We start from the raw sequence: 25,129 nt of genomic DNA on the forward strand, positions 1-25,129 counted from the left end.
TGCGCCCGGTTAGTTGTCGAAATCTTCCCCCACTTAGTTCCCCAGAGGGATATATCAAGCGGAGGTTACCAGTAGGTAAATAGAGTCTATCCAGCTTGGAGCCACTTTTCGAAGTCGTGTGATCTAGACTACGTTCCCATTCTGGGGGTGCCTTGCGCAGGTTCCGGGGCAGAACTCAAGGGCGGGAAGGCATTACCACATGCACCCATACACGAATAGAAAAAATGTGCGAATATTCACCACAAAAAGCGGATTTCCTGCTGGCTGTGGTGGATATTTCCGCTTTACCTGCCCGCGTGTGCAACTTTAGGACCGATTTCTAGAGTCCAGCCTGGTTTGTGGTGGATCCTTGCCCTGGAAGCTTTCAGGATTCACAACTGCCCCACCGGCCCCAAAAGTGAGGGCCCCTAAAATCGCGCCCAGCCGCCTGAATGACCTCAATCCATACATCGACCCATCTTGAGCACTTCGACCCCTTAAAACGCTTTTTGGGAAGCATGCAAAAACACCTATGAGCGTTAACCCATAGGTGTTTTAAATTGAGCGGATGACGAGACTCGAACTCGCGACCCTCACCTTGGCAAGGTGATGCGCTACCAACTGCGCTACATCCGCATGAACATTGATTAAAGAGGTTGTTCGTCCTCTTGGTGCGCGATACTGGGATTGAACCAGTGACCTCTTCCGTGTCAGGGAAGCGCTCTCCCGCTGAGCTAAACGCGCCAGAACTGCGAGGTGGAAACGGGAATCGAACCCGTGTGCACGGTTTTGCAGACCGTTGCCTCACCACTCGGCCATTCCACCGTGGCATAAATTTGCCTTTAGGTACGTGGTAAACATACCAGAGCGGATGACGAGACTCGAACTCGCGACCCTCACCTTGGCAAGGTGATGCGCTACCAACTGCGCTACATCCGCATGAACATTGATTAAAGAGGTTGTTCGTCCTCTTGGTGCGCGATACTGGGATTGAACCAGTGACCTCTTCCGTGTCAGGGAAGCGCTCTCCCGCTGAGCTAAACGCGCGGGACATTTCATCGATTGGCCCGGTGAAATGAGAGCGGATGACGAGACTCGAACTCGCGACCCTCACCTTGGCAAGGTGATGCGCTACCAACTGCGCTACATCCGCATGCACTACTTAGAACTTGTTCCTGCTTGTTCCGTTCTGTGCGGTGCTGGAATAACTTTAGACCGAACGCTCCCTCGAACACAAATCCCCAAGTAAATGCCACAAAAGCACAGGTAAAACCCCTAGTGAAAACCCACTTTCCAAATCACACGGATGTTATTTCGCAGGACAGCAAAGAAAACCTCGAATATTTGACCGATGCTCATCGCTCCAGATTCAGAAACGTGGTGACATCCGATTTCCATCTATTAGGTACAAGAATTTCTCCCCATATAGAAGCTGGGTGAAAAATTGAACCGATTATGAATATTCAAAACTTCCGTGTTAACTTCTAAGCACACCGCAAGGTCCTATGGCTCAGTGGAAGAGCGTTCCGTTCACACCGGAAAGGTCGCTGGTTCGAACCCAGCTAGGACCACTTGTTTAGCACCTGCTTGCAGGGGTTTTATTCATTTTTAGGGTTAATAAACACGCGTTTGTGGGGTGAACGTGGGGTGAAAGAATTCATTACGAGTGCCTTTAAGCACCTCTCCGTCACTCCCGCTAGTTTTATTCACGATCCGCGTCGAGCTGCAACAAACCGCTTTATAAGGCCACCTTTGACACGTCGCCGCTGTGCATAATTTTCTGCAAGATGTCCCTCCGGGTCCTTTTCTGTCACGCATAATATGCAGAGGTTTTTTCCCACCCCACAAACCCAGCTAGGACACAGCACCCCTGAAAATGTGCACCCACAAAGGGGCAATGCTGTGGGCTAAAACAATATGTGCAGACAGATAGATCTGTAATTGAGCATATCCATCTAACCCCGCCTCGCAGCTCCCCCAGCTCACCTTTTTGACCCTCACCCCCAAGGCAAACCCTGAGTCAAAAACAGTTCACACAGACCCGCTATGCGCCCCAAAAACAGCGCTCTCACACCTTTCACTTATTGAATAAGTTTGTATAAAGTTATTCCTTAATGAACTGATAATAGTTCTGGGAAACTTTATAAAAGGCTTTTTGGAATTCTTTATTAACGGTTTCTACAGTTCATATTCGAATAACGAGAAAGGTAGTGTCACCATGCCCCATCCCCCTATGAATCGCACTCATTCGCCTGCTCGGGGTCGCACCACAATCACAGCACAAACAACTGCATTACATAATCACGTTTCCAGAACGACTATTAAACCTGTTGTTAATATTGAATTACAGGACGCGGATCTTCGCGCCTACTCACGTGCTGAAGTTCAGGAACGACTCGGCGGCATTTGTTCACGCTCGGTTGATCGACTCATTAACTCAGGCCAACTCAAAGCTGTGCCTGGTACCCGAGGTAAAGGGAAACGACCACTGATTACCGCCCGATCCCTTGCGCAATACATCTACTCTGAAGGCTAGGGCGCGCCAAAAAAAACAACCATTATGTCAGCACTGCTGCAATGGTTGTTTTTTTTGGCGCAGTCTCAGGCTGTGTTCGATGAGTGCAAGATCAGCAGCAATCCCAACCAGACAATGAAAAAATTGCCAATCTATGCTTAGACCAACCGCGAAAGAAAAGGAACACGGTAAAGCAACAGATTGGCAATCTTCCGCACAGGCATTCGACGAGGGGTTTGGGGAACCAAGGGAACGAACATCTGCGAGATACTTAAGCTCGGGACGACACTCCCTCACTAGAGAACCTGTTACTAGTGTAACAAAGTTAAAACCAATACTCAATAAGATTCTCTAGTTTCAAACTCTATCTAAGAACTAGGTGTTAATTACTTGCGTGCTTTCGCTGCAATCGAGCGTGCCGCAATCATAAGTCCTTCGCGATTGAGCTTGCGCGAATATGCTGAATCCAAATACAGCACCGGGAACGTATCTTCCGAACCCATCTCCGCTGCCTTAATCAGCAACGCTTCATGCAGTCGATCACGCAGCGGGCCGGAACCACCGCCGTAGACAAAGGCTACTTCGGTAAGAGCACCCACGTCGCTTAACACTCGTGCGAACTCTGCAGCCACGTCTTGGACAAAGAACACTGCCTCCTGATCAACATGCTGTTCCACGCGGGTATAGAAATTCCGCTTGAGTGCACTCGGTGGTCGCTGCAAATAATCAGCCAACTGCTTGCGCGAGTTAAAGTTGTGCGCCAACCCAGCATCATCCATAGCCTGAATCGCCGACTCCAAGACGGTGCCATAACCCTTGTCATAGGCGCGTGAAGCATCATGATTAAACCGCCCATCCGTAAAGACTGGGAAATTCACAGTACCTTCACCCACATCCACACCGATTGTGTGGCGAGCTTGTAGCACATCACCTGCTGTCACGCCCTCTAGAGCAAGCCCTTTGGAGCGTACATCTGCCAGCATTCCGTTCATCAGTACTTCGCCACCTGCGGTAATGGCATACTGTGCCGATGCGCCCTCGGCAATGACCTCGACACGCTCAAAGATGAGCTGCACCGTTACTGGGGTTTCAAAGTTGTTAACCGTCACCACATGCACAGCCGGGTTCGCTGCCCCATCACCCATAAACTGTGCCTTATACCCATGACGGTGACCCACATACTCATTAATGGGTAACGCAAGTGCAAGATACGTATAAACACGCAGCACACCGGGATCACCCTCAACAGCAACCTGTGGGATTCGACCATGTGCTGCCACAAAGTCTTTCACAGCCTTGGCCGCAAGTACTGCCATGACCAGCACCTTGCTCAGTTCTTGTTCCGCCTTGGAGCGGTTACCCACCAGATCAAATTCCTCCAAGCTACCTCGTGCAGACAAGCTGCGCGTGCCACAAAGATAACGATAATTACCTTTCACCATAGGCGAATTGAAATTGGTATCAATGTGGTTGAAGAAATCCGCACCGGTGACAGCAGCAGCGGTGTCATCTGGTTCGGGAACTTCCGTTGGCCGACTCATGCGCGTTGCCGCAGAGGGCATATCAATAACATCAACAGACGTGCCAGTGGTATCACCGGTTGCTTCGATAATGCCCTTGACATAGCCGTTTCCAATATCGAGTCCAGCGGTATAGGTGTAGACACCGATATTCGAGCCTAAAGCAGATCCGTGCTGGCCTGTCTGCACTGCATCTGTCGCAGAGTAATTCTTCGTATTAATGGGCTTAAGTACTTTCTGTGTGGTCTTCTTCTGCACATTCACAGCGCTGGTCATAATCTTCTTCCCTTAAAAAGTGTCGTTTTAACAAGGTGTGAGCTAGCGACCGAACGCTTGGCCCATGACGTCATCCATATCAAAGCCATCATCTGGCTCTGACTGTGCTGGTTGCGCCGACTTTTGTTCTGGTTTTTGCTCCGGCTTCTGTGCCGGCTGTGGTGCTACCTGCTGCTTAGGTACTTCGACCTCGGCAGCTGACTCTTCGACCGGTTGACTCTCCGCCTCGGCAACAAACTCATTTACCTGATCAGGCGCACGGGTTGCGGTCGATGGTGGTGTTGCCAGCTGTGGCGCTTTCTTGCGTGTGGTTGAGGCGTCTACATCAGCGACCCCAGCCGCGAGCTGTGCAAAAAGATCACTACCCTCAGCCCCTGCCTGCAGGCTTTCCACCAGCTTGAGGCCAATAACGGTAGCAACCTCTACATCACCGTATTCAGCGACAAACAAATAGATCAGTTGGCGCATTGCCAGCGAGATGCCGCGAGCGCCCTGTGTTTCCAAAAACCGCTCAACGATAGCGTCTGTTTCTGGGAAGCGCATACGCACATTACGCCACGGGGCATCGTCCTCTGATACATGTGTCGTGTCCTGTTTTTGAGCCATGTGTGACCCCCATTTCGTACATTGTGTCGGGAAGTTTCTCTTCAATAACTGCATTGTTTATGACTAACGTTATTGACTAATTTAATAGTAACATAGAAGTGTCTTTTAAAATACAATTAAAAAGCGATTAACGTACTTTTAAAAGGCACTTATGTGTCAATTAATAATTAACCCGTAAAAAACAATTAATCGTTTCTTAAAGGGCTTTTAAACAGCCACTAACAGCACAATCCCCTATGTACCGATAATCGACCGTTATCTGCCTTTTAAAGCACTTGTAACAAGCCCTTAAAACACACCTAACGTGCACTTAAGCAGGCAGGTAATAAACCCCTAGCGGTCGATTAAATAACTATTTAATAGTTAACTAATGGAGCCCCACCATGACATCAACCTTTAAACTCCACCGCATTATTGAGTGCGATGCTGTAACCATCACCCCGAAAATGGCGCGCTCGATGCTTATTAGTCTGGGTAATATTTTAAAAAGCGCTCCACAATTCACATCTATGGTTGACGCCGCGACCTACTTTGAAGACGATGAGCGTGCGCTCTATATTGCTGGCGTGCTCTTTTATGATCGACCGTCACACATTATTCGTGATGCTTCTTTAGGTCTGTTTGTGCCTGAGTCTTATGCTGCTGCTGGCCTGGCGATCAGTGCCACCAGTATTTTCCCCGACACGCTCGGCAACCCAGCCGTCACCAATCTCCTCTGTGCCCATGTGCTCAGTAATAACTGCGCTGATGATGAACGTCACATGACTCTAAAGATCGCTGCCGAAGGATCACCGCAGCATGACTTATCGCGTATTTTTCTTCACCGCTTTAAGGCCGGCACCTGGGAGACCTTGCGTGCTGACATTGCTGCTGCTGCAGAAATCGCCAACAAGTCAATCTATAACGGCGTAATCTAGAACCTGTCTGCTGCTATCCCCTTGATTCAACCCTGTTGCGTACCGCCTGTACCAGCGGGGTTTGTTTCTTGAGAAGCATCAAGGACCTTGGGTTCGTTGCGCTTTATGCCAAGCAGTTTATTTAATAACCAAGGGTGTCTTCCACATCAACAACGCTGCTAACAAGAAGCCCAACATGGCTACCGCTCTCAACAAGCTTGGCTCTTTTTTAAAAATACCCTCTGACCAAAAACTGGTCGGGGGTATTTTTTGTGCTTTAATCGGCACATAGATGCACAAACAATGCTGTATATATTGTTTTGCTGTCCTCAACCCCCACTTATTCACCGATATTTTTCCAGAAAAGGGCACACTACCCTATGACTACACCGCAACCCAGCAAACCTGCGCCATGGTCGCTGACCTATAAGTATCAAGCCATCAGCAATGATGATTTTGACAACCATATGGATGACCTCAGCAATCGCCAAGACCATGAAGCCTACGGCACATACAACCCCGATGACGGTGTCATGCCCGATCATGTCATCGTACCTTCACCCTATGAACCATATGATGATGCTGCGCCGATTGATCCGTTCGACTACGACGAAGATCTTCTCGATGACATTAAAGAAGAGCGCGCTGCACAAGAGGCTGGCGCACAAGTAGCGGAGACAACTAAAACTGACGCAGACGTTGCAGAGCTCGCAGCCGCCATTGACGAACAGAACCGCATCAGCAAAGAGCAGTTTCCTACGGCAGATCGCAAGGAACTATTCGCCTGGTTGGATAAGCGTCGCCCGGAATTAAGCGACGATTTCATCAAAGCTTTTGATGATTTCCTTCATTCTTTTGCGTGCCTGGACACAACAACGATCACACTATTGGCGCAATCACCGGTGCGCACCTCCACTGGCTATGCAGGTACTTTTATCGGCATCCCCAACAATGAACCACTGTCCGAAGAGCCCACCCCCACCATTTACATTGTGCACGATAATCACACAGGGATAATCCACAGCTACCCTGCACGAATGATTAATCTTAAATCTGAGCTCGGTTCCGCTGAGATGATTCACGAGGCTATCTGGGGGTCACCTCATCAACAGCAGTTAATCTCATGGTATGAGACTTACTACACCAACATCTACTATGGTTTTAATCCACCCACTGAACCACATAAGAGTCTTGAGATTTTTGCTCACGACTTCTGTCTGACCCCACCAGAGAAACCTCCTTTTTTCTAAGGCAAGGCCCGTGGCACACATACACAACAACCCCTAGAGATATTCTCTAGGGGTTGTGTTCCGACTTTAATCAGTCATGATCGTTGCTCTATGACCTTTAGTCAATAGTACCTTCGACATCTGCACCGGCCTCAGCGTCACCTGGGAATCCAAGATCATCACCTGGGACTTCGACCGTGATGCAGTCATTGCCTGTACCAGGGTTGCCGCCGCCACCGATGGTTGCAGAAACACCAGTATCCTTTTCACCGATCCACCAGTTACCGTTCTCACCGATGTGCGGGGTGAGACCGTCCTTACCGTCAGTTCCGTTAGTACCGTTGGTGCCATCTCGTCCATGTGGAATGGTCACAGTGGAATGGTCACTGAATCGAATGGTGGTGAAACCAGGAGTCTCTTCAGTACCTATAACAGTGAGGCCCGATGCATTCGGTAGAGAATATGCCATTGGTGAACCTGTAGCGTAGAACACAACAGCACTATGTGGTGGAAGGGTGTAATCATATTCTTCACCATTGATCGTTGCAGTAATGGTCTTGGGTTCATCACTAGTGTTGAAGACCACGTCAGTGACACCCGCTACCGCCTCACCAACGGGGGTCGGGCTTGCAGAGACACCTGTATCGGTATCACCGATCCACCAGTTACCGTTGTCGCCAATGTGTGGTGTGAGGCCATCTTGACCGTCCGCACCAGGTGTTCCAGTGCCACCCTGAGCTGGGATACCAGTATCCTTCGAACCGATGTACCAGTTACCATTCGTACCAATAACAGTGTGCGGGATTTCATATTCAAATTGATCAAGAATGATGATGGTAGCCTGGCCACCACCTGGATAACTCGATTCTCGGATCTCAATGTCCACATTACCGGAACCCTCGCCCGGAGCGCCCGTGTTACCAGTGTCACCCTTATCGCCCTTTGGACCCTGCGCCTTGACACCGGTATTTTCACCATTGATGTACCAGTAGCCATTAATGATCTCAACAGTGTTGGCACCGTTGGTGCCATTAGTACCGTCTTGTCCATCGGCTCCGTTGGTTCCATTTTCACCAACTGCCTTGACACCGGTATTTTCACCATTGATGTACCAGTAGCCATTAATGATCTCAACGGTATTAGCTCCGTCGGCACCATCGGCTCCATCTTTACCGTCTTGACCACGAGCAGGAACGCCGGTATCAACGATGCCGATCCACCAATTACCATTATCACCGATGCGTGGGGTGTCACCGTCTTTACCGTCATTGCCACGTGCAGCAGTACAGGTGTTGTTCTCACCGATCCACCAGTTACCATCTGGGCCGATGTACGGGGTCAGTCCGTCCTTACCGTATTCGCCGGTATCTCCCTTGTCGCCCTTCTCACCCTTGTTGATGGTGATTTCAGTGCCGTTGGAGAACACCACAACAGTGTTGCCGTCCGCATCGAAACGGGTTTCGATGACCGTAATGGACTCGCCATCTGCGCCATTACTTCCATCTTCACCATCTGCGCCAGCGTCACCCTTATCACCCTTATTAATGGTAATAACAGTGCCATCGGAGAGCTCAACAAGAGTGTTGCCTTCAGCATCGTTGCTGGTGTTAACAACAGTAATTGATTCACCATCTGCGCCGTCTTCACCATCGGCGCCGGCGTCACCTTTGTCGCCCTTCTCACCCTTGTTGATGGTCACAGTGGAGCCATCGGAGAATTCGACAACAGTGTTGCCATCCGCATCAACATAAGAGTTCTCCACAGTGATGCTGACTCCGTCAGCACCGTCAGAGCCGTCAACACCGTCCTTGCCATCGGTACCCTTCTTTACAATGATCGTGGAACCATCGGAAAGCTCAACAACGGTGTCTCCATCATCGTTGATATAGGTATCAGTTACTGTAAGGTCCTTGCCGTCCTTACCATCTTCGCCATCTTTACCGTCTTCTCCATCTTTACCGTCTTCGCCCTTGTCGATAACAATGGTGGAACCGTCAGAGAACTCAACAACAGTATTACCGTCATCGTCGCGGTAAGTATTAACAATGGTGATAGCAGCGCCGTCTTTACCATTGGTGATGGTGATTTCAGAACCATCGGAAAAGACAACAATAGTATTGCCGTCATCATCAGTCTTAATCTCAGTAATGGTGATCGAGGTGCCATCTTTACCATCAGCACCATTTTCACCATCAGTGCCACTGGAGCCACCCGCGAAGTCGAAGCCTTCCAGCCAGCAGTAGTCAACCAGTGCGATCAGGCCGGCAGTACCAGCAACAGCGCCGATAGCAGGGCCTGCAGTCTGGCCTACCTGTGCCGCCAGGTCATTCCATCCAGACATGGTTCGTGCTGCTTCAGTGAGATCAATACCTTGAAAAGCGTTCTGCTGTGGGCCGTGCACGCCGTTACCGAGACCAATGTTAAGCGATGCAAGAGAGTTGTTGAACTGATTGCTGAGATCCTGCCCAATGCGCTGTGCGTCAGACTGAATCTGGGACACCATCTGCTGGAATTCTGGCTGCTGAGACAGCAGACCAACACCCACTGCTGCGCCTGCAACAAGCGGTGCAGCAGCACAAATGGCATCACGGGTGGAATCAGAGTTGGTGGTGTCATCCGCGACATCCTGTGCAGATGCCACAGGAACAATAGACAGACCCAGACCAGCAACAGTCAGCGCGGTAATAGAACGCGCAGAATTCTTCTTCAAATTAAGAGACAAGGTGAAACGCCTTTCATCAACGGTAATAACATGCTGTGACTAGTTAAAAGATGAAAACTTAATTACTATTTCCCATAAAGTAATTAATGACTTTTAAACTACTTTTAAAGATATACGTTATAGATAAATATATGCAACTAAACTACTGTTTACTTATTAACTTCTTATATGTCCCCGGAAATCTAAAAACCCTTTAAGAAAATTTCTTAAAGGGTTTTCTTCATGCTGTTGTATTAATCCAGCATTACACTGGCGTTAACCTGCGTTAACAAGCTCAGGGTCTTCTTCTACTTCGAGATCTGCATCAGTTTCAGTGTCGATCGCACTATCGTCGTCACCATCAACCTTGTCACTCTGTTCAGATGATCCAAGACCAGAAGAGCCAGTTGGCTTTTCTGCCACCGCATCACCGTCTGCGTTGTCATCGGCATCAATGTCACCACAGAAATCATCAGCGAGCACCGACAGCACAGCAAGGCCGGTAGCACCAGAGATCAACAACCCTGCATCAATATCCTTGGTCGCGTTGTAGAGCCACTGATCAAACTGGGGGTTGAGGCTTGGGAGATTGAACTGTGCACGCACATCCTCAACAACACGTGGGATCGCCGGTGCCACAGCGTTAGCAATAGCACCTGCAGCAGGAATCGCTGCCAACAGCAGCATCTTCGGGCTGAGCAGGCACTGTGCCAGCTCATCGGTGGCACCCTTAGCTGGCGCTGGGATAGTGACCTCAGAACCATCGGAGAACACAATGGTAATGGAGCCATCGTCGTTGGCAATCTGATCGACAATGGTCGCGTTAGCGCCGTTCTCACCATCCTTGCCATTTTCACCATCAGCACCATCCTGGCCGTCTGAACCATCGTTGCCGTCCTTACCGTTAGCAACAACAAGCACAGAGCCATCAGAGAACGTAATGACGATATTGCCGTTGGCGTCAGTCGCAGTAGACAGCACAGTAGCGTCCTCGCCATCCTTGCCGTCTTCACCATCCACGCCGTCCTTAGCTGCAGGAATGGTGACGACGGTGCCATCAGAGAAGGTGAGCTTGACATCACCATTGGACTCCGTAGCGACATCAACAATGGTCGCATCCTTGCCGATCACACCGTCCTTGCCATCGGTACCATCTACGCCGTCAACACCCGCCTTAAGAGTGACAAAGGTGCCATCGGTGAAATGAAAGGTAATGTCGCCAGTCACAGGATCAACAACGGTGCGATCAAGGTTAACGACGTGAATTGGGGTACCAGCCTCCACTTCAGTGCCGGTGGTCTGCGCCATAGCTGGTGCGGCACCCACAGTGGCTGCACCAGAGACACCAACAGCAACCGCGACGGCAAGAGAGGCAAAACGACGAGAATTAAGCTTCAAAGACATGTGAATATTCCTTATCTATATAAAGGTGAGAAAAAAACTCAAAACAGGGAGTGAAAAAACTACTTACTAGAACTGATAACGGAACCGCCACCAAGACCCAGCAGGTTAAACAGCGGGAGAAGCAGATCAAGCAGCTTCGACAACCAGTTCGTTGGGGTCGCCTGCGTGGTGATCTGTGAGCCATCCTCATAAGTAATGGTCACAGAGCCGTTGTCGTTGGTGACACGGGAAACCTCAACCAGACCTTTACCGTCTGTGCCGTCTACGCCATCGGTACCATCGACTCCATCTGAGCCGTCCTTGCCGTCTGCCCCATCAACACCGTTGCGCACAGTGAACTCGGTGCCGTCAGAAAGAACATAGGTGATGTTGCCATCCTCATCAGTGGTCGCAGATTCCAGCGTCAGGCCGGTACCGTCAAGCCCATCGAGACCGTCTTTGCCGTCTTGACCAGCACCGAGAGTGAGTGTGGTGTCATCGGACAGAGTGATAGTTACAGTGCCATCAGCGTTCTGTACAGCGTCAACGACGACAACGCCGTCTCGACCTTCCGATCCATCTGATCCGTCCTTACCGTCATCGCCATCATCGACAGAAGGAAGATTGCCGTCCTCATCGGTAAGGTTCGGATCAAACAAGCCACCACCGGAAAGCAGATCATCCGCGTGACGATGCTCGTAAGTCTCACCCTCAGTGAAATTATTGGTCACAGAAAAAGCCAATACAGGTTCACCTACGGACCCCTGTACCGTATGAGCAAAGGTCTTTCCGGGAGAAAATGGCTCCACCGCTTCAAGGCCACTCCAACTAAAGGAAATATCCGAGGGAATATCCTTAAATGTCACTGTTGCCGAGGTCTTGTCCGCTGAATAAACGACAGTTGGCTCCCATGCGGTTACATCAACATCAGGGAAGGCTGCGACAAATTCGTCATACTTGTATGAATTACCATAGGTAAAACTAATACGAGATGGCGTTTCCTTTACGACTGGTTCCGCCGAGAAAACTTGGAAATCGTCAAAGCCTCGACCTGCACGTTCTCGCAAGGTTGCCCCCTCTGCTGCTGTAAAGGTAAGTACAACATCACGAGTGGCTGGCGCAGTATTAACAAGCGCTCCACGGAAACCCACACCGCTGACCTCACTGCGAGTCATATTGGCATGACCGACGACGATACCAAGTGGCGCTGCATACCCCAATGCATTCATGTCAATGGACGGTGGCTCATTAATCTTCCAGTCCTGCATAGCGCTGAAATGTGATACAGACTGCGTTGCCTTAACCCACGTATGCTCAACCGTACTGACAATCCATGGATGACCGGTTACACCATAGTTAAATACGACAGTCTCAACCTGACCCTCAGTCTTGCCGACAGTCCACTCATAAATCGACTGCTCCCCGGTCTGCTGGGCATCACTCACCCACCCATAAAGCTCCATATCAATGGACGCAGTACGAGAAGTAGTACCAGCAGCTGTACTAAAGTTCGTCAACGTACCGCGAGTACCACTGTCGCTCACCACAAGATCTGCGACGCGAACACCTGCATCATTAGTTACCGAAACAGTGCGGTCGTTTTGATTGAAGAATCGGAAGCCCGCACCAGTGAGGTTGAAGACGTATTTATCATCAGTGGTTGCCGAATCTGGGATCGCAAACTCCATCTGCAGACGCAATTCACCGTTGGTGATGTCGCCTAGAAGCTCTTCGCGCTTGTCGTTGTCATTGATACCCAGCTCAACAGGGCTCGTAAATGACTGTCCGTTCAAGGTATAGGAAACACTCGTCACGATGCTGTCATCCAAGGTTGCAGCAGAAGCAGTCGCCACACCGAAGTGACCAACAGCAGAATCAGGTGCAGCGACCGCAAGACCGCTAAATGCAACGGTCGCAGCCAATGCCAGCGCAATTGGTCGTGCCGTGCGGCCCTGCACACGTGCAGCCACACCTACCCCCACTGCTCGTGCAGTACTGTTCATAGACACTAAAAACCACCTTTAAATAGTTGAGTAGTTTACTAAAAAGAAACTTAGAATAAGTTTCACAATCAATAATCTAACACAAATATAGAAGCAGCGTAAAGACAATTTTTAATAGTTTATTATTAAATTTAAAAAGTATAATTACCCCAGGTGGTGTAATCAGGGCAAGCGCTACAAGCACAGCAGAGCTGTGCTCGGACGAACACCGGGTGTGGTGTTTTCTTGGCACCCTTCACGGGCGAACTACTGTGCGCTTGAGGCCCACTGCCAGCCGATCACCACATCATTCCTCTATATATAAGGACTCAAACAACTATGACTATTCACTCTGCATCCACTGTGCAGAAACTCGATCTCGCACAGATGCGCGAGATCGCTGCTGCACTCACCGACTGCGACCTCACCCGTGCCAATCACGCAGAGGTTGCCGAAGACTGGCTCTTTGTCCGCGACACCGGTGCCTGCGCCAACATCACTGTCAACCCCTACAGCGATCTGTTCTATGCACTCGATGTTGCGAACCCCGCGCTTCATGAGCTGTTTGCCGGCTACGCTGCACGCCTTGATGAGCTCGACCTCGTGCCACAGCGATTCGAATCCCATCAAGATTTTCTTGATTATGTCTGTGCTGACAATCCGTTCAGCTCCGACAAGCCAGACGGCATTATCATTCTGCTCGCCGATCACGTGCTTAAAGCAGATCCTGCGACAGGCAAACCAGCACTTGAATCAGAAACATTCCCCACTGTCGCAAACTATTGCGCCACTCACTCCATCGCACCCTCAGACATTCTCATCAAGGATTAAGTCACCATGACGAAACACAGCCCTACTCATACAACCCCCACAGAGCACTCAGATCTCACCGATCAGCGCATTTTTCCGCTTGGTGCTACAGCACTAGAAGAATTCGACATGCTGCTTGATCAGCCAGTGGACACAGAAGAACTACAAGCTTTTCTCCACGCCCCCACCATCTTCGGTACTGAGATTGTGCTCAATTAACTACTGCCACCTCACACGCAAACAAGAAAGGGCCACCCCATGACCACTGTTCGAGTATCAACCCACACCGTGCACGAACACCGCTTCACTGTGCCAGTGAACTACGCCACCGGCGCCACCATTTCAGAAATCTATGTCGCCTGCGCCATGGCTGAAGACACCGCCAAAAGTCTTGGTCTTGACACCGCGACAGATGATTGGGCACATGTCACTGTCACTGATGATGCTGTTGTGTTCACCGTAGTCGAGAATGTTATCGGGAATACGTAGAATTTTGTGCCCCTTAACGACTCACTGCGACCAAACCGACCTTAATTAAGACACCTCTACAACTGTTAGCGGGGTCTTCCCTTATCTATTACACCGTCTGTAGCTACCCTTATACCGAATACCGATGCACGCCAGCCTAAGAATCGAGATCAACCATGACATTGCCGTTAGCATCAATTTTGCAGGCCACTGGGATCGACCCCAACGATGCTCTAGCAATCCGTCATGTTTTCATCCCCCTCCATGAGGACACCAACTCCACTGGAATTACCCCATCGTCCACAGACGCAGAGATCCTTACCTACACTTCCCACCAGTCAAGTGATTCGCGTAGGTTCCCACTGCATCCACCGCGCTTCTGGCTGGTATTTATCCGCGAGGGCGGGCGGCAAGCTCGCCTATGGAGAGTCGTAGAAAACCATGGTGAAACAAGCAATGACGGTGTACGGAGAATATTCCAGCTCACCGAAACTGACCTCTTAAGTGATCTTGCCGGCAGACTCGTTATTGGTTGGGATTCAGCCCGCACCTGGTGGGTAAAAGGTACCACTGTAGCTCGCTACCCTGTAGAAACAATTGCTGATGCCGAGCCCATCGCCTTTCCGGGCTTCGATCAACTTATTCTAAGTTACCCTCAACTTCAGGCAGTGATACGTGAGCCAACTTTCGCCTCCTGGCGCACAGCACTGAGTTCCGTTAAAGGTATCTATCTAATTACCGACACCCGTACCGGTCGCCACTACGTTGGCAAAGCCGAAGGCTCAGAAAACATCTATCAGCGGTGGACTAGCTACGCCACCACCGGCCATGGCGGAAATGCAAAGCTCAGACAGCTTAAACCCGACTCATTTCAGTTTTCCTTGCTGCGCGTCTTTGATCCAGCAACACCAACAAGTGTCATCAACGCTGCCGAAAAGCATTTCAAGCGTGCCCTCGACACCATTAAACACGGTCTTAACGCTAATTAAGAACCAAGACAGACCCCTTAAACCCTGCTGATTGTACGCATGAGCAGGGTTTTTCTACGCACGAAAGACATTCCATATGACTAAAAAACAGCCACTTATTCAACGTCGTGCTGTCGCGCAAGCTAAGTCCGACACACTGATCCCGGAGCACTATGGCGTGCTCTCACATATTCCTACCAGCATCATTGTGCTCGGTACAGCAGTGACGTTCACGCTGATCAGTGCCACCATGCTCGTGCGGTTTCTTACTACCCAAGAACCCATGATCCCCACCATCGCAACAATCTTTGTCTTCGCACTGTTATGTAATGTCAGCATCAGCGCCATTAAGTCCCTCTTTACTACCCACTACGAGATCACCATCAAGCCAGCAGTACTGATTGGTGTCCATATTCTAGGAATTCTATTCAGCCTAGGATTTTTCTACGTCTTCATGAACTTGTTGATCAACCGTGCACAGGACCCCAACAACACCGCGACATCTATGCCCGATGCGCTGCTTGTTATTGCCCTGGTCTTTGTTGCAGTGCTCTTCTACGAGGCCCTCGCGCAGATTATCCGCACCATCATCACACTTGTTCGAGAAAAGAAAGACTAATCATGCTGCACAAACACATCAAAACGCTTACTGCACTCACCGTCATTGCTGCCGTGAGCACTGTATATATCTTCACGCTTAACTACGGGGTCGTAAAAACACTTGCTGCATTTGCTTACGCTGCGCTGTTCTCTGTGGCTTTGTTTTCCGCCCAGCAACGTATCACTGAAGCTTTGAACACAGTGATAAAACCTGCTGCAGCCATTGTTTTCTACGCACTAATCGGTCTAGTGACACTGTGCACAACGCTCTACTTATTCGATGCGCTGCCATCCAATTTTGACCGTCCTACCACAACTTTTGACGGACTCATTGTGCTCGGCTTCGGCACCAGCCTCGTGTTCTGTCTCTACAGTGCATTATGTGCAAAGACAGCTGTTGAACAGGTTGTGGCTGATCGCAGCGTTTAATGGTCAACCACAACCACTCCGAATAGTGCAACTAATCAGATCTTGTACAACAAGCTCGCACCAACCTCTGCATGAATAACCCCATAGCACTGCGTACATGTCCAGGTGCGATGGCCTTCCACAAGACCTGATTCCCAACCCGGTAAAAACGCATGGGCTTTCGTTTTCCCTGATTCAGTGATCCATGTGTGCCCATTGGGGCACTGCTCCGGGTGCCGCTCAACCCACTGCGCGTCATTAGTTTTAGAAACCATGTGCTAATTATAGCGCGTGATAGTAAAACTGTTTTGGGCATTCCTCTGTTTTCTTACGCGCACCCTTGTACACTTGGTCCTCGGGGTCACCCGAACAATCTCTGTGACCCTAACTTAATACGCATAACACCACCCCTACACAGCTGTTTTATCAGCACAGTGCAGGGGTGGTGTTTTTTAATCTCTTACAGAAAATTATTGCAGGACTTATTCTTTTCTGGATTAATAATAATTATTCATTCTTCTTGCTGGAATTTTAACAGTTCATTCTTTGCAGGAAGCCGTACCTTCAACTCGTTAACAGTAGATAGCCCAAGAAAAGTGCGCACTGCATCATACTTGTAAACAGGTAATGCATAGCGCATCACCAGCTCATCACCCATCTGCTGAAGATATGGCTCAACATCTGTACCCTCGATGCGGGCTTCCCATACATCCGCTGCTTCATTCAGCCACTCTTTGAATGCATGCTCAGAACCCCTCGGCCACGAACCATCCTGCGCATGTGCAATTACTTCCCCGCAAATACTCATTAATAAAGTGAGGTGGGTATCTTTAGAGATCTTCAAACGAATCCGTTCGAGTTCATCATCACGTTGCTGGTTTTCATAATTATCATCTGAGTTAATTACGCCAGATTTCTCAAACTCTTCTACTATTCGAACCTTTTCAACACCAAACTTTGACTTGTAGACATCACGAGCATCTCCTAATGCCTCATCCAAGACTGGTTTAATCTCGCGCAGCTTACTTGATATTTTCAACTGACCTACTAAGTCAGATATATCTCGCTTCGACTTTGGCTTTACGACCCAATTGGAAAGCTCAGTAGTAATAAGAGATTCACGCAAATCATCATGTGCAGATGGATACGCCTCCAACAACGTGCAAAGATCGACCCCGAGCTCTTTAGCGCCCTGGAACCCTGAGACCGACAATCGCTTAACATAATCCAATGAGTTGACTCCACTTGGTAACGCACTCACAACACCAGAGACAGCGTTTGCGCGTGCATCCCGTTGAGCGAAATCCATCTGCTTTTTAGTTTGATATGTCGCAAAAATAGTGACAAAAACCGCAACTATAGAGATGATAAACGCTACAACATCTAACTTATCCATTCAATCATCAACCCCTTATAAGGAAATCATTTATCCACACTTTAAACCGCGCAAATGATTTTACTGGTACCGCAGGCATCGCAGACCACGCCGCTAAAGGTGCAGTTTCGACGGCAACCGCTCCAATTTTCACACCTAGTACAAGGGTCTTTGTCATAAAGCTCTCGTGCACGATCGAAGCAGTGGCTACAGACCCAAACACCCTTAGCAGCTGACCCATAATAAGGGTCGCCAATGTCATACCCGACCGGCACAACATGAAAATCCGCATTTTCTACTCGGTACAAGCCGGCAGAATTGTTCAGTAAAATGCGCTTATAGTACTGCTCACGCACAAAATCCTTTCGCATCTTCAGCGCTTCATTTTTGGCATCTTCGACCAGCTTGGTCGCAGCTTTCTCGACGGTTGCTTGTGCTCTAAACAGCTCTAAACGTTGCTTGTCAACCATGTACTTACGGCCGATTTTCTCCACCTCAAGCTGCACAGTCCCAATCTTAAACGGCAGCTTGCTACGGAAATACTCATAGCGGTCAATCGTTGTTAAGCGATCTTGTCGCAACTCAGCAAAGGCCGTTGCAAGTGGAACATGAGTCATCGTGCTAACCGGACCACTTAATCTTTCGTCTTCTTGCTGATTCGAAAACCCGTGTCCGGGCCAATGTTCTTCTCTGCCTCTCGACACATACTCTCAATAACATCACTGAAGGGTTTAAAAGAATTAAGCCCATCCCTCATCTCAAATAAAGCGGTATCCATCTGAATGACAGCACCAGCATCTCGATGATTCATGTGCGGTAAATGCTGCACACAAACAGCACCATCATCTAACACGAGATGAGCATGTGCATATTTATTTCTTAAATCCACAAATTTCGAAATCTCATCAAAAAACCCAGAAAAACGCTCCACATGTGAATCGAGAATTTCACGCATATTCTCAATTGACTTCCGTTGCTGCTTCCCATCCCTTTGCTGACCCAATAGGCGATTTCGCTCTGTATGCGATGATGACCTCTCTACTGTGAGCGCAAGATCTTGCAATTTCCCCTCTATATAAAGACTGTAATTATGGCAAATAAAACCCACTAATTTCATATACTCATCACAAAGAACATTCGAGCTAACTACTTGTTTACCACTCACAGAAAACACCACTCAAAAAATAGACAATAGACACGCGAGTAAGAATCACATTTTCTATACCCATTCCAAACTATAGCTAATTATTCAATTTAATATGCATAAACAAACTAAAACCCGGTGCTCGCTGCCGCTCGATCATCCAACGACAGCACAGCTGCGTTCGGAGAGATCCTTGAAGCACAGTCAATGACAGTTCAGAGTCAAGGAGCACAAAATGCAGCAGCAACTCACGCAGCACACACTTCCACAGCGCACACAGCCATGGCCTGAAGGTTCTTTTCATGTAGCGCTCACCGGGCATCGCCCCAAGTCGCTGCCTGGTGGCTACGATGACAATCATCCGTTTTATCACGCGCTCTATCAGCGCTTATACGCCATCATGGAGCGCGGTCTAGCGCATCACAGCCACTTCGTGCTGCACTCTGGCATGGCGCTCGGTGCAGACACAGTGTGGGCGTATGTCATCACAGCTTTGCAGCGTGCCTATCCAGGGAGGTTCTCTTTTGTTGCTGAAGTGCCGCTGTTGACGCAGCCCTCCAAGTGGCAGGCAAAGGATCAACAGCAATGGGCACAGCTGGTGCAGCAGGCAGATCACGTCAATCTCTACGGCGAGGTTTATCATCCGAGCGTGCTCATGAAGCGCAACACAGGAATGATCAAGGCGTGTGATTTGGTGATTGCTGTCATCAACAAGGATTCACACACAGGTGGCACAGCGCACGCTGTGAAAGAAGCAGAAAGCATGTCTAAGCAGGTCTTTAAGATTCATCCAGAGGATCTGGTTTAAAGCTCTACACACCCCAAGGGACGTTCCCTTGGGGTTTCTTTTTGCTCGCGCTGATTAAAAGATTCCAACGACAGCACAGCTGCGTTCGGGGACATGCCTGATCAACTACTGACGCCCACGTCCACCCAAGGAGACTCACACACTATGTTCCCCACCAAAGATATGCTCGCGCTGTTTCAGCCCACTGACCCCGTACCAGCAGATCTTGTGCAATTTGCCCCAGGAAAACTCATGCGTACCGATGGGTTGCCTGTTGATGACACCCTCAACGAGATTTCCCAGATGTTCTACTCCACTGATCCTGCCAGCGTCTCCGATCAATTCATGCGCAAGCAATTTCACGGCCTGTTTCACCGCACCGCGTCGGTCTCAGACCTCACTGAAGATCTCTATGAGCGCTTCGCGCACAACCCGAACTCTATGGCGCATTGGTTGCCTAAAGTGGTCGCAGCAAACAGTGCTGCGACACCCGCAGCCTTTCTCATCCCGGAAACCACCATTTGGCGCCTACCTATTGAGCTAGCCCAGTACATCCGCATCCAATATCAGGACACCACGCCAGCCAGCCGTGCCATGTTCAACGACATCATCAGCACTGTCTTTGAGCTCAAGTCTGATACCACCTACTTCATCAAGACTGGCACGTTTTCCTGCAAGTTTGAATTCGCTAATGCCCGGTGCTCTGAGCCAGAAGAAATGGGTGAATACTTCCAGGTCGTCAACAACATCGCCATGATGCTTGGTGCCGGCGAGAGTGTTGATCTTGTTGTCCGCGAGTACATCGAGGACACAGAAGATAACCCGACCATCTATCACGGTATGCCGCTGCGTACTGAATACCGCGCCTTTATCGACCTTGATCACTGCGATCCGACTACCGGTGAGTCTGAGCCACGTTTACTGGGTATTACCCCGTATTGGCACCCGTCAGTGATGGAGAAGGCTCTTGCCTTGGCCTCAAGTGATGTTGGTGCTGGATTCGGCCACATCAACGATGATTACCACACCTACCGTGCTCATAAAGACAACCTCATGAACAAGTTTCATGTGCACCGCGATGATGTCATTGCACGTATTACTGCACTACTTCCGACGCTTCGTGCACAGGGTCTGCAGGGTCAGTGGTCGGTAGACATCATGAAAAACGGTGAGGATTTCTACCTCATTGATATGGCGTTGATGTGCGAGTCGGCGCTTTCTGAGCTGCTCACTGTTACTGACGAGTACGCCACCGTCGAACCGAGCGTCATTAATGACTTCGCCAACCAGCTGGTCATTGACTATGACGAGCACAACATCAGCTTTGATCGAGACTATCCAACGGGTGTGTACAGCACCCGAACAGCAAGTGCTCTCAGCTAAAACACGCATCACCGAAACCCCAAGGAAATTCCCTTGGGGTTTCTTTTTTGCTCTACCCGCTGTGCCTGTCGCACACCGGTGCCGGCAACAGGCACAAAAAACACAAAAAACAACGACAGCAAAGCTGCGTTCGGGAGAACTCATGAACAAAGATCTGTCCATCTCAAGCTCTTAAAAGGAGATCATCATGAACTGCCCAAATTGCTCTGAAGAAATGACTGTCGTTGATGTTGTTGGTCGTGGTGCTAGCCGAGGTCTGTTGCTTATTGACCCCACCACCCACATCTGCAGCGACTGCGGATACTCCGAAGTGTTCTAGATCAGCACACTTTTCCATACCCTTTCACCACACTTTCGCTCCTGCACTGCTGCCCTACCAGCACCACCGTGCAGGGGTTAATTTTTCACAAGAAAAGAGACCACCATGTTCAAAGCTTTCAAAAGTAACCCTATGACCATTAAAGAGCTTGTTGCTGATCTCATTAGTGGAGACGACGCAGCACTCAACGAGCTAGAACGACGCGTCACCGATGAATTAACCCTCACCCGCGAACTCCCCAAAAACCAGTTCAAAGCCACTTTTGAACGCAACCTCGCCATGTCCGAACTGGTCCAGAATGTGCGCCGCATCAACAAGGCGCAGAGTAATCCAAACGGTGTACCCGCTCATGCCACTGTGATCCTGCTTAAGGAAGACGGCGGCTACGACACCGAAGAACAGTGGCGCATTCCAGAAAAGGCGATCACTCCGTTCGACATGCTACGTTCGCCAGATTTCGATGAAAACAGACTGAAGAACCGACTCGTCCTGGTCGAATCTCAATACCCCTGGGGCTTCCCAGGACTCATTAAAGCGAACTGATCAGAAAGTAGAGCACCATCATGTCCAATGAGGAATTCATCAAGAAACTCGCCAACCGAGACGCAGAGGCGCTTAATGAATTAGATACTGTCGCGGCAACAATCCAATACGCAGCAGTAACTAATGATGAAAGTTCGACGTACTCTGCTGCAGTACTTCTCAGTAATACTGTCACAGAGCTCAGGCGCATCGAAGAGGCTCGACTCAGCGACACCCTCATGCCAGAGCGCGCTACAGTGCAGTTTTTCAATGAAGCGGGCTTAAGTTGCGGCCAGGAACAGTGGCGTATCCCTGACACCGCCATTGATGCCGAGGGTATGAAAGACTCTCCCGACTACCGCGAAATCAACACTGGCGTCGGCACTGGCAGCTGCATCATTGTCGTTCCTGAACAAGCACCGTGGTTTAAACCAGCCATCATCAAACAGGCTTAAAACTACATTCGCACTCACCCAAGAAAAGAGCACATAACCATGTACAACACTGCTAAGACCCTTGTGGCTCAAATCACCGCTTTCGATGAGACAGCGATCGCAGCACTCGACCAAGCTGCACAAGATGAGTTCCGCAAGGCCAACTACCCCGAACTCAAAGCTAACCAAGAAGCTGCCTATGTTCTAGCGAAAGCAGCTGCCGATATTCAACGCATTGCAACAGCTCGTGCCACCGACAATGTACCTGCAACGGCACGAGTCGTACGCATTAAGGATTCTGGCAAATACTACACCGAGGAGCAGTGGCGCATTCCAGACAACGCCTACTACCCTCGCAGTATGGCTAAATCTCCTGATGCGCGCCTTGAGGACGGTGGCATCTATATTGTGCCCGCACAGTATCCATGGGGTTACGAGGAAATCATCAACCTGCCTGCGCGCTCCACCTCTACTCCTGCTGTTGACCCGCGCACTGAAGCTGCACCCGCTGCGGTATCTGATGACGAGATTAAGAGCCTGCTTGAGTACTTAGGTGCCAACGCTTTTGTAAGTCGTCATGACGGTGAGCATGAGAAAGCTTATATCTTCGATCAGCACATTAACACCGTCAACAAGCTAGCAGCACTACGTGCACGCTAGAAATCACACCACGCAAACCCCTACATAGACTGATGTCCAGTCTGTGTAGGGGTTATTTTTTCAACTGAATCATCGGTATCTTGCCATTGGTAGCAATGGCTGCCACTACACCCAAGGTTGCAACCGCAACAGTCCCGATGAGCTCTGCTTTGTTTTTCACTAACTTCTCCAACAAACCCTTGTTGTCTTTATCGTGCTCACGAGCGTTCTCATCTAACCCTGCCATATTCTCCCGAGCCTCCTTCCTAGTTTCTTCAGATTGATTCGGATCGAGCGCAATTTTTGCCCACATCTCTCGACTGGCCTGAATATCCGCCAAATAAGCATCAGAGATATGCTCGTTACTCTTGATGACCTGCTCATTAGTTTCGTCCATGGACGCTGTAGCCTGCGCTGATAAATCAGCCAGATTCGCTGCGACCTGCGCTGCTGCGGTGTTCTCATTTGGTGTGCCGGAATTCTTCGGCGAAATGCTCATCACATACTCCCTAGCCTCGTAACTGTATTACCTCAAGTGTATCCGGTGGGCACGACACAGTAGTAAAAATTTAGACCACCCTTGCGAATAAAACCAACAAATATTGTGCACTATATTCCCAATAATTTATTCAAGCTATTCACCCAAAAGTTTCTGTATCGAAATACACATATTTTAATGACTTTAGCTATACTTCTATCTTGTGACTTAAATGAAAGTCACAAACTTTGTTGGGGTTTCTTTAAAGTAAAATACAGAAGTTTCTCCGGCAAAAACCTCGCCACTTTCTACAGAAAGGCGTCTTCCTCATGAAGGCTTCTCAGACCCTCACCCGCAACACTCGTGCACGCAAGCTCGGTATGGGTATTCTCGCAGCAACTATTATGGCTACCGGTGCACTTGCCGGCACTGCTCCACAGGCGGCAGCAGCAGTAGACACCACTGCCCCATACGTGTCCTATGTCGTTGACGTTCCTGGCAAGGTTGGTGAACCAATCAAGCCTCAGTACCTCACCATCTCCGATCAGTCCGCATACACTGTGACCTTCAAGTACATGCCATCCTGGTTAAAGTACGACGCAAACAAGAAGATGCTGTACGGTACCCCAACCGAGGTTGATGTCTGGACTCCTGAGGTACATGTCGTTGATGCCTACGGCAACAAGACTGTTCGCTACTTCACTGTTGTAGCAGTCCCAGCAAGCACTGCTCCAACCACCACCACACCATCTACTCCAAAGCCATCTACTCCACAGGTGACTACCCCAACTACTCCGAAGTCTCCTACCCTGCCGAAGTCCACCTTCGACTGGACCTTGTGGGGCTCCATCTTTGGTTTCTAGTTCTCACTAGCACCTCGAAAAAGCACCACCTTTTAAACAACCCTTGTACTGCACCTTTATGCACTACAGGGGTTGTTTTTTATGTGCGCACACAAATTCTTTAGAAAGACAACGACAGCACAGCTGCGTTCGGATACAGGTGTGACAAACTCTTGCCACACCTCGCACCCCAACCGTGCACAATCCCAGAAAGAGGTCATACCCATGTCCCAGAAAATCAACTTTGGTATCGGCGAAGAATGCTCCACATGGACACACCACTCTGATGATCAAGCACGTAACGGCATCGTCAACAAACTGCCACTCACCCAACCCATGATTGATGCACTTACCCCTGAGGTGCTTACTGATGCGCGCACCCGCATTCTTTCCCGCCTTGCCTCTAGTCGCTACCAATACAGTGCTGCCAACGAGTACACCCAGCCCGATCTACTCCTGGGTCGCTCGGGTCAATTCGACAATCAAGTCATCACCGCGCTAGTCAAAGACAAAGACGGCAAACAGAGGCACTGCTACGCCAAAGGCTTCGATATTGCCTATGCCATTGTTATGTTCACCAACTACGAGATCCAACTCCCCTACGCCGATGTCCACAACATTGATCCAGCACTAATCCGCGAACCCCACTGGGACGGCGAAGAGATGCCTGAGATGCTCACCATAGATGACCTCGTAGACACTGAAAAGAAATCTATCGCCGGCATCCTCACTGTTGAACACTATGTGGCCTACAACGATGAGGGCAACATACGACAAGACCCCACACTTGATGAGGATCTTTTCTCTGTTCTCTATAGCTCACTGATCGCGGCTGAAAAGATGCGCGAAAAAATCGAAGGATAAC

General features: G+C 49.6%; 27 protein-coding genes, 7 tRNA genes and 1 pseudogene. 19 read left to right on the forward strand and 16 right to left on the reverse strand.

What is annotated here, in order from left to right; genetic code table 11:
- Positions 1-542: 542 nt before the first annotated feature.
- From N24_RS08935 to N24_RS08960, 6 genes are all read right to left on the reverse strand, one after another.
- A tRNA-Gly gene (locus N24_RS08935) sits at positions 543-615 on the reverse strand.
- 33 nt (positions 616-648) lie between these two features.
- Positions 649-723, reverse strand: a tRNA-Val gene (locus tag N24_RS08940).
- Positions 724-733: 10 nt separating this feature from the next.
- A tRNA-Cys gene (locus tag N24_RS08945) sits at positions 734-804 on the reverse strand.
- Positions 805-845: 41 nt separating this feature from the next.
- Positions 846-918, reverse strand: a tRNA-Gly gene (locus tag N24_RS08950).
- Between the two features lie 33 nt (positions 919-951).
- Positions 952-1,026: transfer RNA gene (locus tag N24_RS08955), tRNA-Val, on the reverse strand.
- A 33-nt stretch (positions 1,027-1,059) separates the two neighbouring features.
- A tRNA-Gly gene (locus N24_RS08960) sits at positions 1,060-1,132 on the reverse strand.
- A gap of 346 nt (positions 1,133-1,478) precedes the next feature.
- Between N24_RS08960 and N24_RS08965 the strand changes: the two genes are divergently transcribed.
- Positions 1,479-1,550: transfer RNA gene (locus N24_RS08965), tRNA-Val, on the forward strand.
- A 647-nt stretch (positions 1,551-2,197) separates the two neighbouring features.
- Positions 2,198-2,515: a hypothetical protein gene (locus N24_RS16445; protein WP_197702388.1), complete on the forward strand. Its 318-nt coding sequence runs from the start codon at positions 2,198-2,200 to the stop codon at positions 2,513-2,515.
- 365 nt (positions 2,516-2,880) lie between these two features.
- On the opposite strand, the gene N24_RS08975 is transcribed toward N24_RS16445, so the two are convergent.
- Both N24_RS08975 and N24_RS08980 read right to left on the reverse strand, forming a co-directional pair.
- Positions 2,881-4,290 (reverse strand): acetate and sugar kinases/Hsc70/actin family protein, encoded by a 1,410-nt coding sequence (locus N24_RS08975; protein ID WP_096456217.1) that lies wholly within the window; start codon positions 4,288-4,290, stop codon positions 2,881-2,883.
- A gap of 42 nt (positions 4,291-4,332) precedes the next feature.
- Entirely contained in the window at positions 4,333-4,896 is a 564-nt protein-coding gene (locus tag N24_RS08980; RefSeq protein WP_231910946.1) for a hypothetical protein, read from the reverse strand.
- Between the two features lie 383 nt (positions 4,897-5,279).
- On the opposite strand from N24_RS08980, the gene N24_RS16250 reads away from it, so the two are divergent.
- The 3 genes and pseudogenes from N24_RS16250 to N24_RS08995 all read left to right on the forward strand — a co-directional run bounded on the left by N24_RS16250 (position 5,280) and on the right by N24_RS08995 (position 7,042).
- Entirely contained in the window at positions 5,280-5,813 is a 534-nt protein-coding gene (locus N24_RS16250) for a hypothetical protein (protein ID WP_157736414.1), read from the forward strand.
- Positions 5,814-5,937: 124 nt separating this feature from the next.
- Positions 5,938-6,012: pseudogene (locus tag N24_RS16355) on the forward strand (30S ribosomal protein S20); the annotation flags it as partial.
- A gap of 160 nt (positions 6,013-6,172) precedes the next feature.
- Entirely contained in the window at positions 6,173-7,042 is an 870-nt protein-coding gene (locus N24_RS08995; protein WP_096456219.1) for a hypothetical protein, read from the forward strand.
- A gap of 97 nt (positions 7,043-7,139) precedes the next feature.
- Here N24_RS08995 and N24_RS09000 read toward each other — a convergent pair whose 3' ends face one another.
- From N24_RS09000 to N24_RS09010, 3 genes are all read right to left on the reverse strand, one after another.
- Positions 7,140-9,743, reverse strand: coding sequence for a collagen-like domain-containing protein (locus N24_RS09000; protein WP_096456221.1), 2,604 nt, complete (start codon positions 9,741-9,743; stop codon positions 7,140-7,142).
- A 255-nt stretch (positions 9,744-9,998) separates the two neighbouring features.
- On the reverse strand, positions 9,999-11,126 hold the full coding sequence (locus tag N24_RS09005; RefSeq protein ID WP_096456223.1) for a hypothetical protein: 1,128 nt from the start codon (positions 11,124-11,126) through the stop codon (positions 9,999-10,001).
- A 59-nt stretch (positions 11,127-11,185) separates the two neighbouring features.
- Positions 11,186-13,108, reverse strand: coding sequence for a hypothetical protein (locus N24_RS09010; RefSeq protein WP_096456225.1), 1,923 nt, complete (start codon positions 13,106-13,108; stop codon positions 11,186-11,188).
- A 318-nt stretch (positions 13,109-13,426) separates the two neighbouring features.
- On the opposite strand from N24_RS09010, the gene N24_RS09015 reads away from it, so the two are divergent.
- The 6 genes from N24_RS09015 (at position 13,427) to N24_RS09040 (ending at position 16,362) form a co-directional block, all read left to right on the forward strand.
- On the forward strand, positions 13,427-13,918 hold the full coding sequence (locus tag N24_RS09015) for a hypothetical protein (RefSeq protein ID WP_096456227.1): 492 nt from the start codon (positions 13,427-13,429) through the stop codon (positions 13,916-13,918).
- 6 nt (positions 13,919-13,924) lie between these two features.
- Positions 13,925-14,116 (forward strand): hypothetical protein, encoded by a 192-nt coding sequence (locus N24_RS09020; RefSeq protein WP_096456229.1) that lies wholly within the window; start codon positions 13,925-13,927, stop codon positions 14,114-14,116.
- Between the two features lie 39 nt (positions 14,117-14,155).
- Positions 14,156-14,386, forward strand: a complete 231-nt coding sequence (locus N24_RS09025; protein ID WP_096456231.1) for a hypothetical protein — start codon at positions 14,156-14,158, stop codon at positions 14,384-14,386.
- Positions 14,387-14,541: 155 nt separating this feature from the next.
- Positions 14,542-15,354 (forward strand): GIY-YIG nuclease family protein, encoded by an 813-nt coding sequence (locus N24_RS09030; protein WP_096456233.1) that lies wholly within the window; start codon positions 14,542-14,544, stop codon positions 15,352-15,354.
- A 76-nt stretch (positions 15,355-15,430) separates the two neighbouring features.
- The gene (locus tag N24_RS09035; RefSeq protein ID WP_096456236.1) at positions 15,431-15,952 is read left to right on the forward strand and encodes a hypothetical protein; all 522 of its coding nucleotides are present in this window, start codon (positions 15,431-15,433) and stop codon (positions 15,950-15,952) included.
- A 2-nt stretch (positions 15,953-15,954) separates the two neighbouring features.
- Complete coding sequence (locus N24_RS09040; protein WP_096456238.1) at positions 15,955-16,362, forward strand: hypothetical protein; 408 nt, start codon at positions 15,955-15,957, stop codon at positions 16,360-16,362.
- Positions 16,363-16,397: 35 nt separating this feature from the next.
- Here N24_RS09040 and N24_RS16260 read toward each other — a convergent pair whose 3' ends face one another.
- The 4 genes from N24_RS16260 to N24_RS09055 all read right to left on the reverse strand — a co-directional run bounded on the left by N24_RS16260 (position 16,398) and on the right by N24_RS09055 (position 18,881).
- A complete protein-coding gene (locus N24_RS16260; protein WP_157736415.1) occupies positions 16,398-16,616 on the reverse strand; it encodes a hypothetical protein in 219 nt (72 codons plus the stop codon).
- 236 nt (positions 16,617-16,852) lie between these two features.
- The gene (locus N24_RS09045; protein ID WP_096456240.1) at positions 16,853-17,737 is read right to left on the reverse strand and encodes a hypothetical protein; all 885 of its coding nucleotides are present in this window, start codon (positions 17,735-17,737) and stop codon (positions 16,853-16,855) included.
- Between the two features lie 41 nt (positions 17,738-17,778).
- Positions 17,779-18,333, reverse strand: coding sequence for a hypothetical protein (locus N24_RS09050; protein ID WP_096456242.1), 555 nt, complete (start codon positions 18,331-18,333; stop codon positions 17,779-17,781).
- A 17-nt stretch (positions 18,334-18,350) separates the two neighbouring features.
- Positions 18,351-18,881: a hypothetical protein gene (locus N24_RS09055; RefSeq protein WP_096456244.1), complete on the reverse strand. Its 531-nt coding sequence runs from the start codon at positions 18,879-18,881 to the stop codon at positions 18,351-18,353.
- 214 nt (positions 18,882-19,095) lie between these two features.
- Between N24_RS09055 and N24_RS09060 the strand changes: the two genes are divergently transcribed.
- The 6 genes from N24_RS09060 (at position 19,096) to N24_RS09080 (ending at position 22,965) form a co-directional block, all read left to right on the forward strand.
- A complete protein-coding gene (locus tag N24_RS09060) occupies positions 19,096-19,668 on the forward strand; it encodes an SLOG family protein (RefSeq protein WP_096456246.1) in 573 nt (190 codons plus the stop codon).
- A gap of 144 nt (positions 19,669-19,812) precedes the next feature.
- Entirely contained in the window at positions 19,813-21,030 is a 1,218-nt protein-coding gene (locus N24_RS16580) for a hypothetical protein (RefSeq protein ID WP_231910947.1), read from the forward strand.
- A gap of 187 nt (positions 21,031-21,217) precedes the next feature.
- Positions 21,218-21,349, forward strand: coding sequence for a hypothetical protein (locus tag N24_RS16665; protein WP_269457461.1), 132 nt, complete (start codon positions 21,218-21,220; stop codon positions 21,347-21,349).
- A 132-nt stretch (positions 21,350-21,481) separates the two neighbouring features.
- Complete coding sequence (locus N24_RS09070; RefSeq protein WP_231910949.1) at positions 21,482-21,892, forward strand: hypothetical protein; 411 nt, start codon at positions 21,482-21,484, stop codon at positions 21,890-21,892.
- A 20-nt stretch (positions 21,893-21,912) separates the two neighbouring features.
- Positions 21,913-22,326 carry a hypothetical protein gene (locus N24_RS09075; protein ID WP_096456250.1) on the forward strand — a complete coding sequence of 138 codons (414 nt, stop codon included), beginning with the start codon at positions 21,913-21,915 and terminating at the stop codon, positions 22,324-22,326.
- A 39-nt stretch (positions 22,327-22,365) separates the two neighbouring features.
- On the forward strand, positions 22,366-22,965 hold the full coding sequence (locus tag N24_RS09080; protein ID WP_231910950.1) for a hypothetical protein: 600 nt from the start codon (positions 22,366-22,368) through the stop codon (positions 22,963-22,965).
- Positions 22,966-23,017: 52 nt separating this feature from the next.
- Here the strand turns inward: N24_RS09080 and N24_RS09085 are convergent, their stop codons facing one another.
- Positions 23,018-23,443 carry a hypothetical protein gene (locus N24_RS09085; protein WP_096456254.1) on the reverse strand — a complete coding sequence of 142 codons (426 nt, stop codon included), beginning with the start codon at positions 23,441-23,443 and terminating at the stop codon, positions 23,018-23,020.
- A gap of 308 nt (positions 23,444-23,751) precedes the next feature.
- On the opposite strand from N24_RS09085, the gene N24_RS09090 reads away from it, so the two are divergent.
- The gene (locus tag N24_RS09090; RefSeq protein ID WP_096456256.1) at positions 23,752-24,285 is read left to right on the forward strand and encodes a putative Ig domain-containing protein; all 534 of its coding nucleotides are present in this window, start codon (positions 23,752-23,754) and stop codon (positions 24,283-24,285) included.
- Positions 24,286-24,489: 204 nt separating this feature from the next.
- Complete coding sequence (locus N24_RS09095; RefSeq protein ID WP_096456258.1) at positions 24,490-25,128, forward strand: hypothetical protein; 639 nt, start codon at positions 24,490-24,492, stop codon at positions 25,126-25,128.
- Position 25,129 lies beyond the last annotated feature (1 nt).

The organism is Corynebacterium suranareeae (assembly GCF_002355155.1).
Classification (GTDB): domain Bacteria; phylum Actinomycetota; class Actinomycetes; order Mycobacteriales; family Mycobacteriaceae; genus Corynebacterium; species Corynebacterium suranareeae.

Excerpts from the sequence above, each read along its gene's own strand:
- N24_RS16445 (WP_197702388.1), top strand. The coding sequence starts at position 2,198 with ATGCCCCATCCCCCTATGAATCGCACTCATTCGCCTGCTCGGGGTCGC.
- N24_RS08975 (WP_096456217.1), bottom strand. The coding sequence starts at position 4,290 with ATGACCAGCGCTGTGAATGTGCAGAAGAAGACCACACAGAAAGTACTT.
- N24_RS08980 (WP_231910946.1), bottom strand. The coding sequence starts at position 4,896 with ATGGCTCAAAAACAGGACACGACACATGTATCAGAGGACGATGCCCCG.
- N24_RS16250 (WP_157736414.1), top strand. The coding sequence starts at position 5,280 with ATGACATCAACCTTTAAACTCCACCGCATTATTGAGTGCGATGCTGTA.
- N24_RS08995 (WP_096456219.1), top strand. The coding sequence starts at position 6,173 with ATGACTACACCGCAACCCAGCAAACCTGCGCCATGGTCGCTGACCTAT.
- N24_RS09005 (WP_096456223.1), bottom strand. The coding sequence starts at position 11,126 with ATGTCTTTGAAGCTTAATTCTCGTCGTTTTGCCTCTCTTGCCGTCGCG.
- N24_RS09010 (WP_096456225.1), bottom strand. The coding sequence starts at position 13,108 with ATGAACAGTACTGCACGAGCAGTGGGGGTAGGTGTGGCTGCACGTGTG.
- N24_RS09015 (WP_096456227.1), top strand. The coding sequence starts at position 13,427 with ATGACTATTCACTCTGCATCCACTGTGCAGAAACTCGATCTCGCACAG.
- N24_RS09020 (WP_096456229.1), top strand. The coding sequence starts at position 13,925 with ATGACGAAACACAGCCCTACTCATACAACCCCCACAGAGCACTCAGAT.
- N24_RS09025 (WP_096456231.1), top strand. The coding sequence starts at position 14,156 with ATGACCACTGTTCGAGTATCAACCCACACCGTGCACGAACACCGCTTC.
- N24_RS09030 (WP_096456233.1), top strand. The coding sequence starts at position 14,542 with ATGACATTGCCGTTAGCATCAATTTTGCAGGCCACTGGGATCGACCCC.
- N24_RS09035 (WP_096456236.1), top strand. The coding sequence starts at position 15,431 with ATGACTAAAAAACAGCCACTTATTCAACGTCGTGCTGTCGCGCAAGCT.
- N24_RS09040 (WP_096456238.1), top strand. The coding sequence starts at position 15,955 with ATGCTGCACAAACACATCAAAACGCTTACTGCACTCACCGTCATTGCT.
- N24_RS16260 (WP_157736415.1), bottom strand. The coding sequence starts at position 16,616 with ATGGTTTCTAAAACTAATGACGCGCAGTGGGTTGAGCGGCACCCGGAG.
- N24_RS09045 (WP_096456240.1), bottom strand. The coding sequence starts at position 17,737 with ATGGATAAGTTAGATGTTGTAGCGTTTATCATCTCTATAGTTGCGGTT.
- N24_RS09050 (WP_096456242.1), bottom strand. The coding sequence starts at position 18,333 with ATGACTCATGTTCCACTTGCAACGGCCTTTGCTGAGTTGCGACAAGAT.
- N24_RS09060 (WP_096456246.1), top strand. The coding sequence starts at position 19,096 with ATGCAGCAGCAACTCACGCAGCACACACTTCCACAGCGCACACAGCCA.
- N24_RS16580 (WP_231910947.1), top strand. The coding sequence starts at position 19,813 with ATGTTCCCCACCAAAGATATGCTCGCGCTGTTTCAGCCCACTGACCCC.
- N24_RS16665 (WP_269457461.1), top strand. The coding sequence starts at position 21,218 with ATGAACTGCCCAAATTGCTCTGAAGAAATGACTGTCGTTGATGTTGTT.
- N24_RS09070 (WP_231910949.1), top strand. The coding sequence starts at position 21,482 with ATGACCATTAAAGAGCTTGTTGCTGATCTCATTAGTGGAGACGACGCA.
- N24_RS09075 (WP_096456250.1), top strand. The coding sequence starts at position 21,913 with ATGTCCAATGAGGAATTCATCAAGAAACTCGCCAACCGAGACGCAGAG.
- N24_RS09080 (WP_231910950.1), top strand. The coding sequence starts at position 22,366 with ATGTACAACACTGCTAAGACCCTTGTGGCTCAAATCACCGCTTTCGAT.
- N24_RS09085 (WP_096456254.1), bottom strand. The coding sequence starts at position 23,443 with ATGAGCATTTCGCCGAAGAATTCCGGCACACCAAATGAGAACACCGCA.
- N24_RS09090 (WP_096456256.1), top strand. The coding sequence starts at position 23,752 with ATGAAGGCTTCTCAGACCCTCACCCGCAACACTCGTGCACGCAAGCTC.
- N24_RS09095 (WP_096456258.1), top strand. The coding sequence starts at position 24,490 with ATGTCCCAGAAAATCAACTTTGGTATCGGCGAAGAATGCTCCACATGG.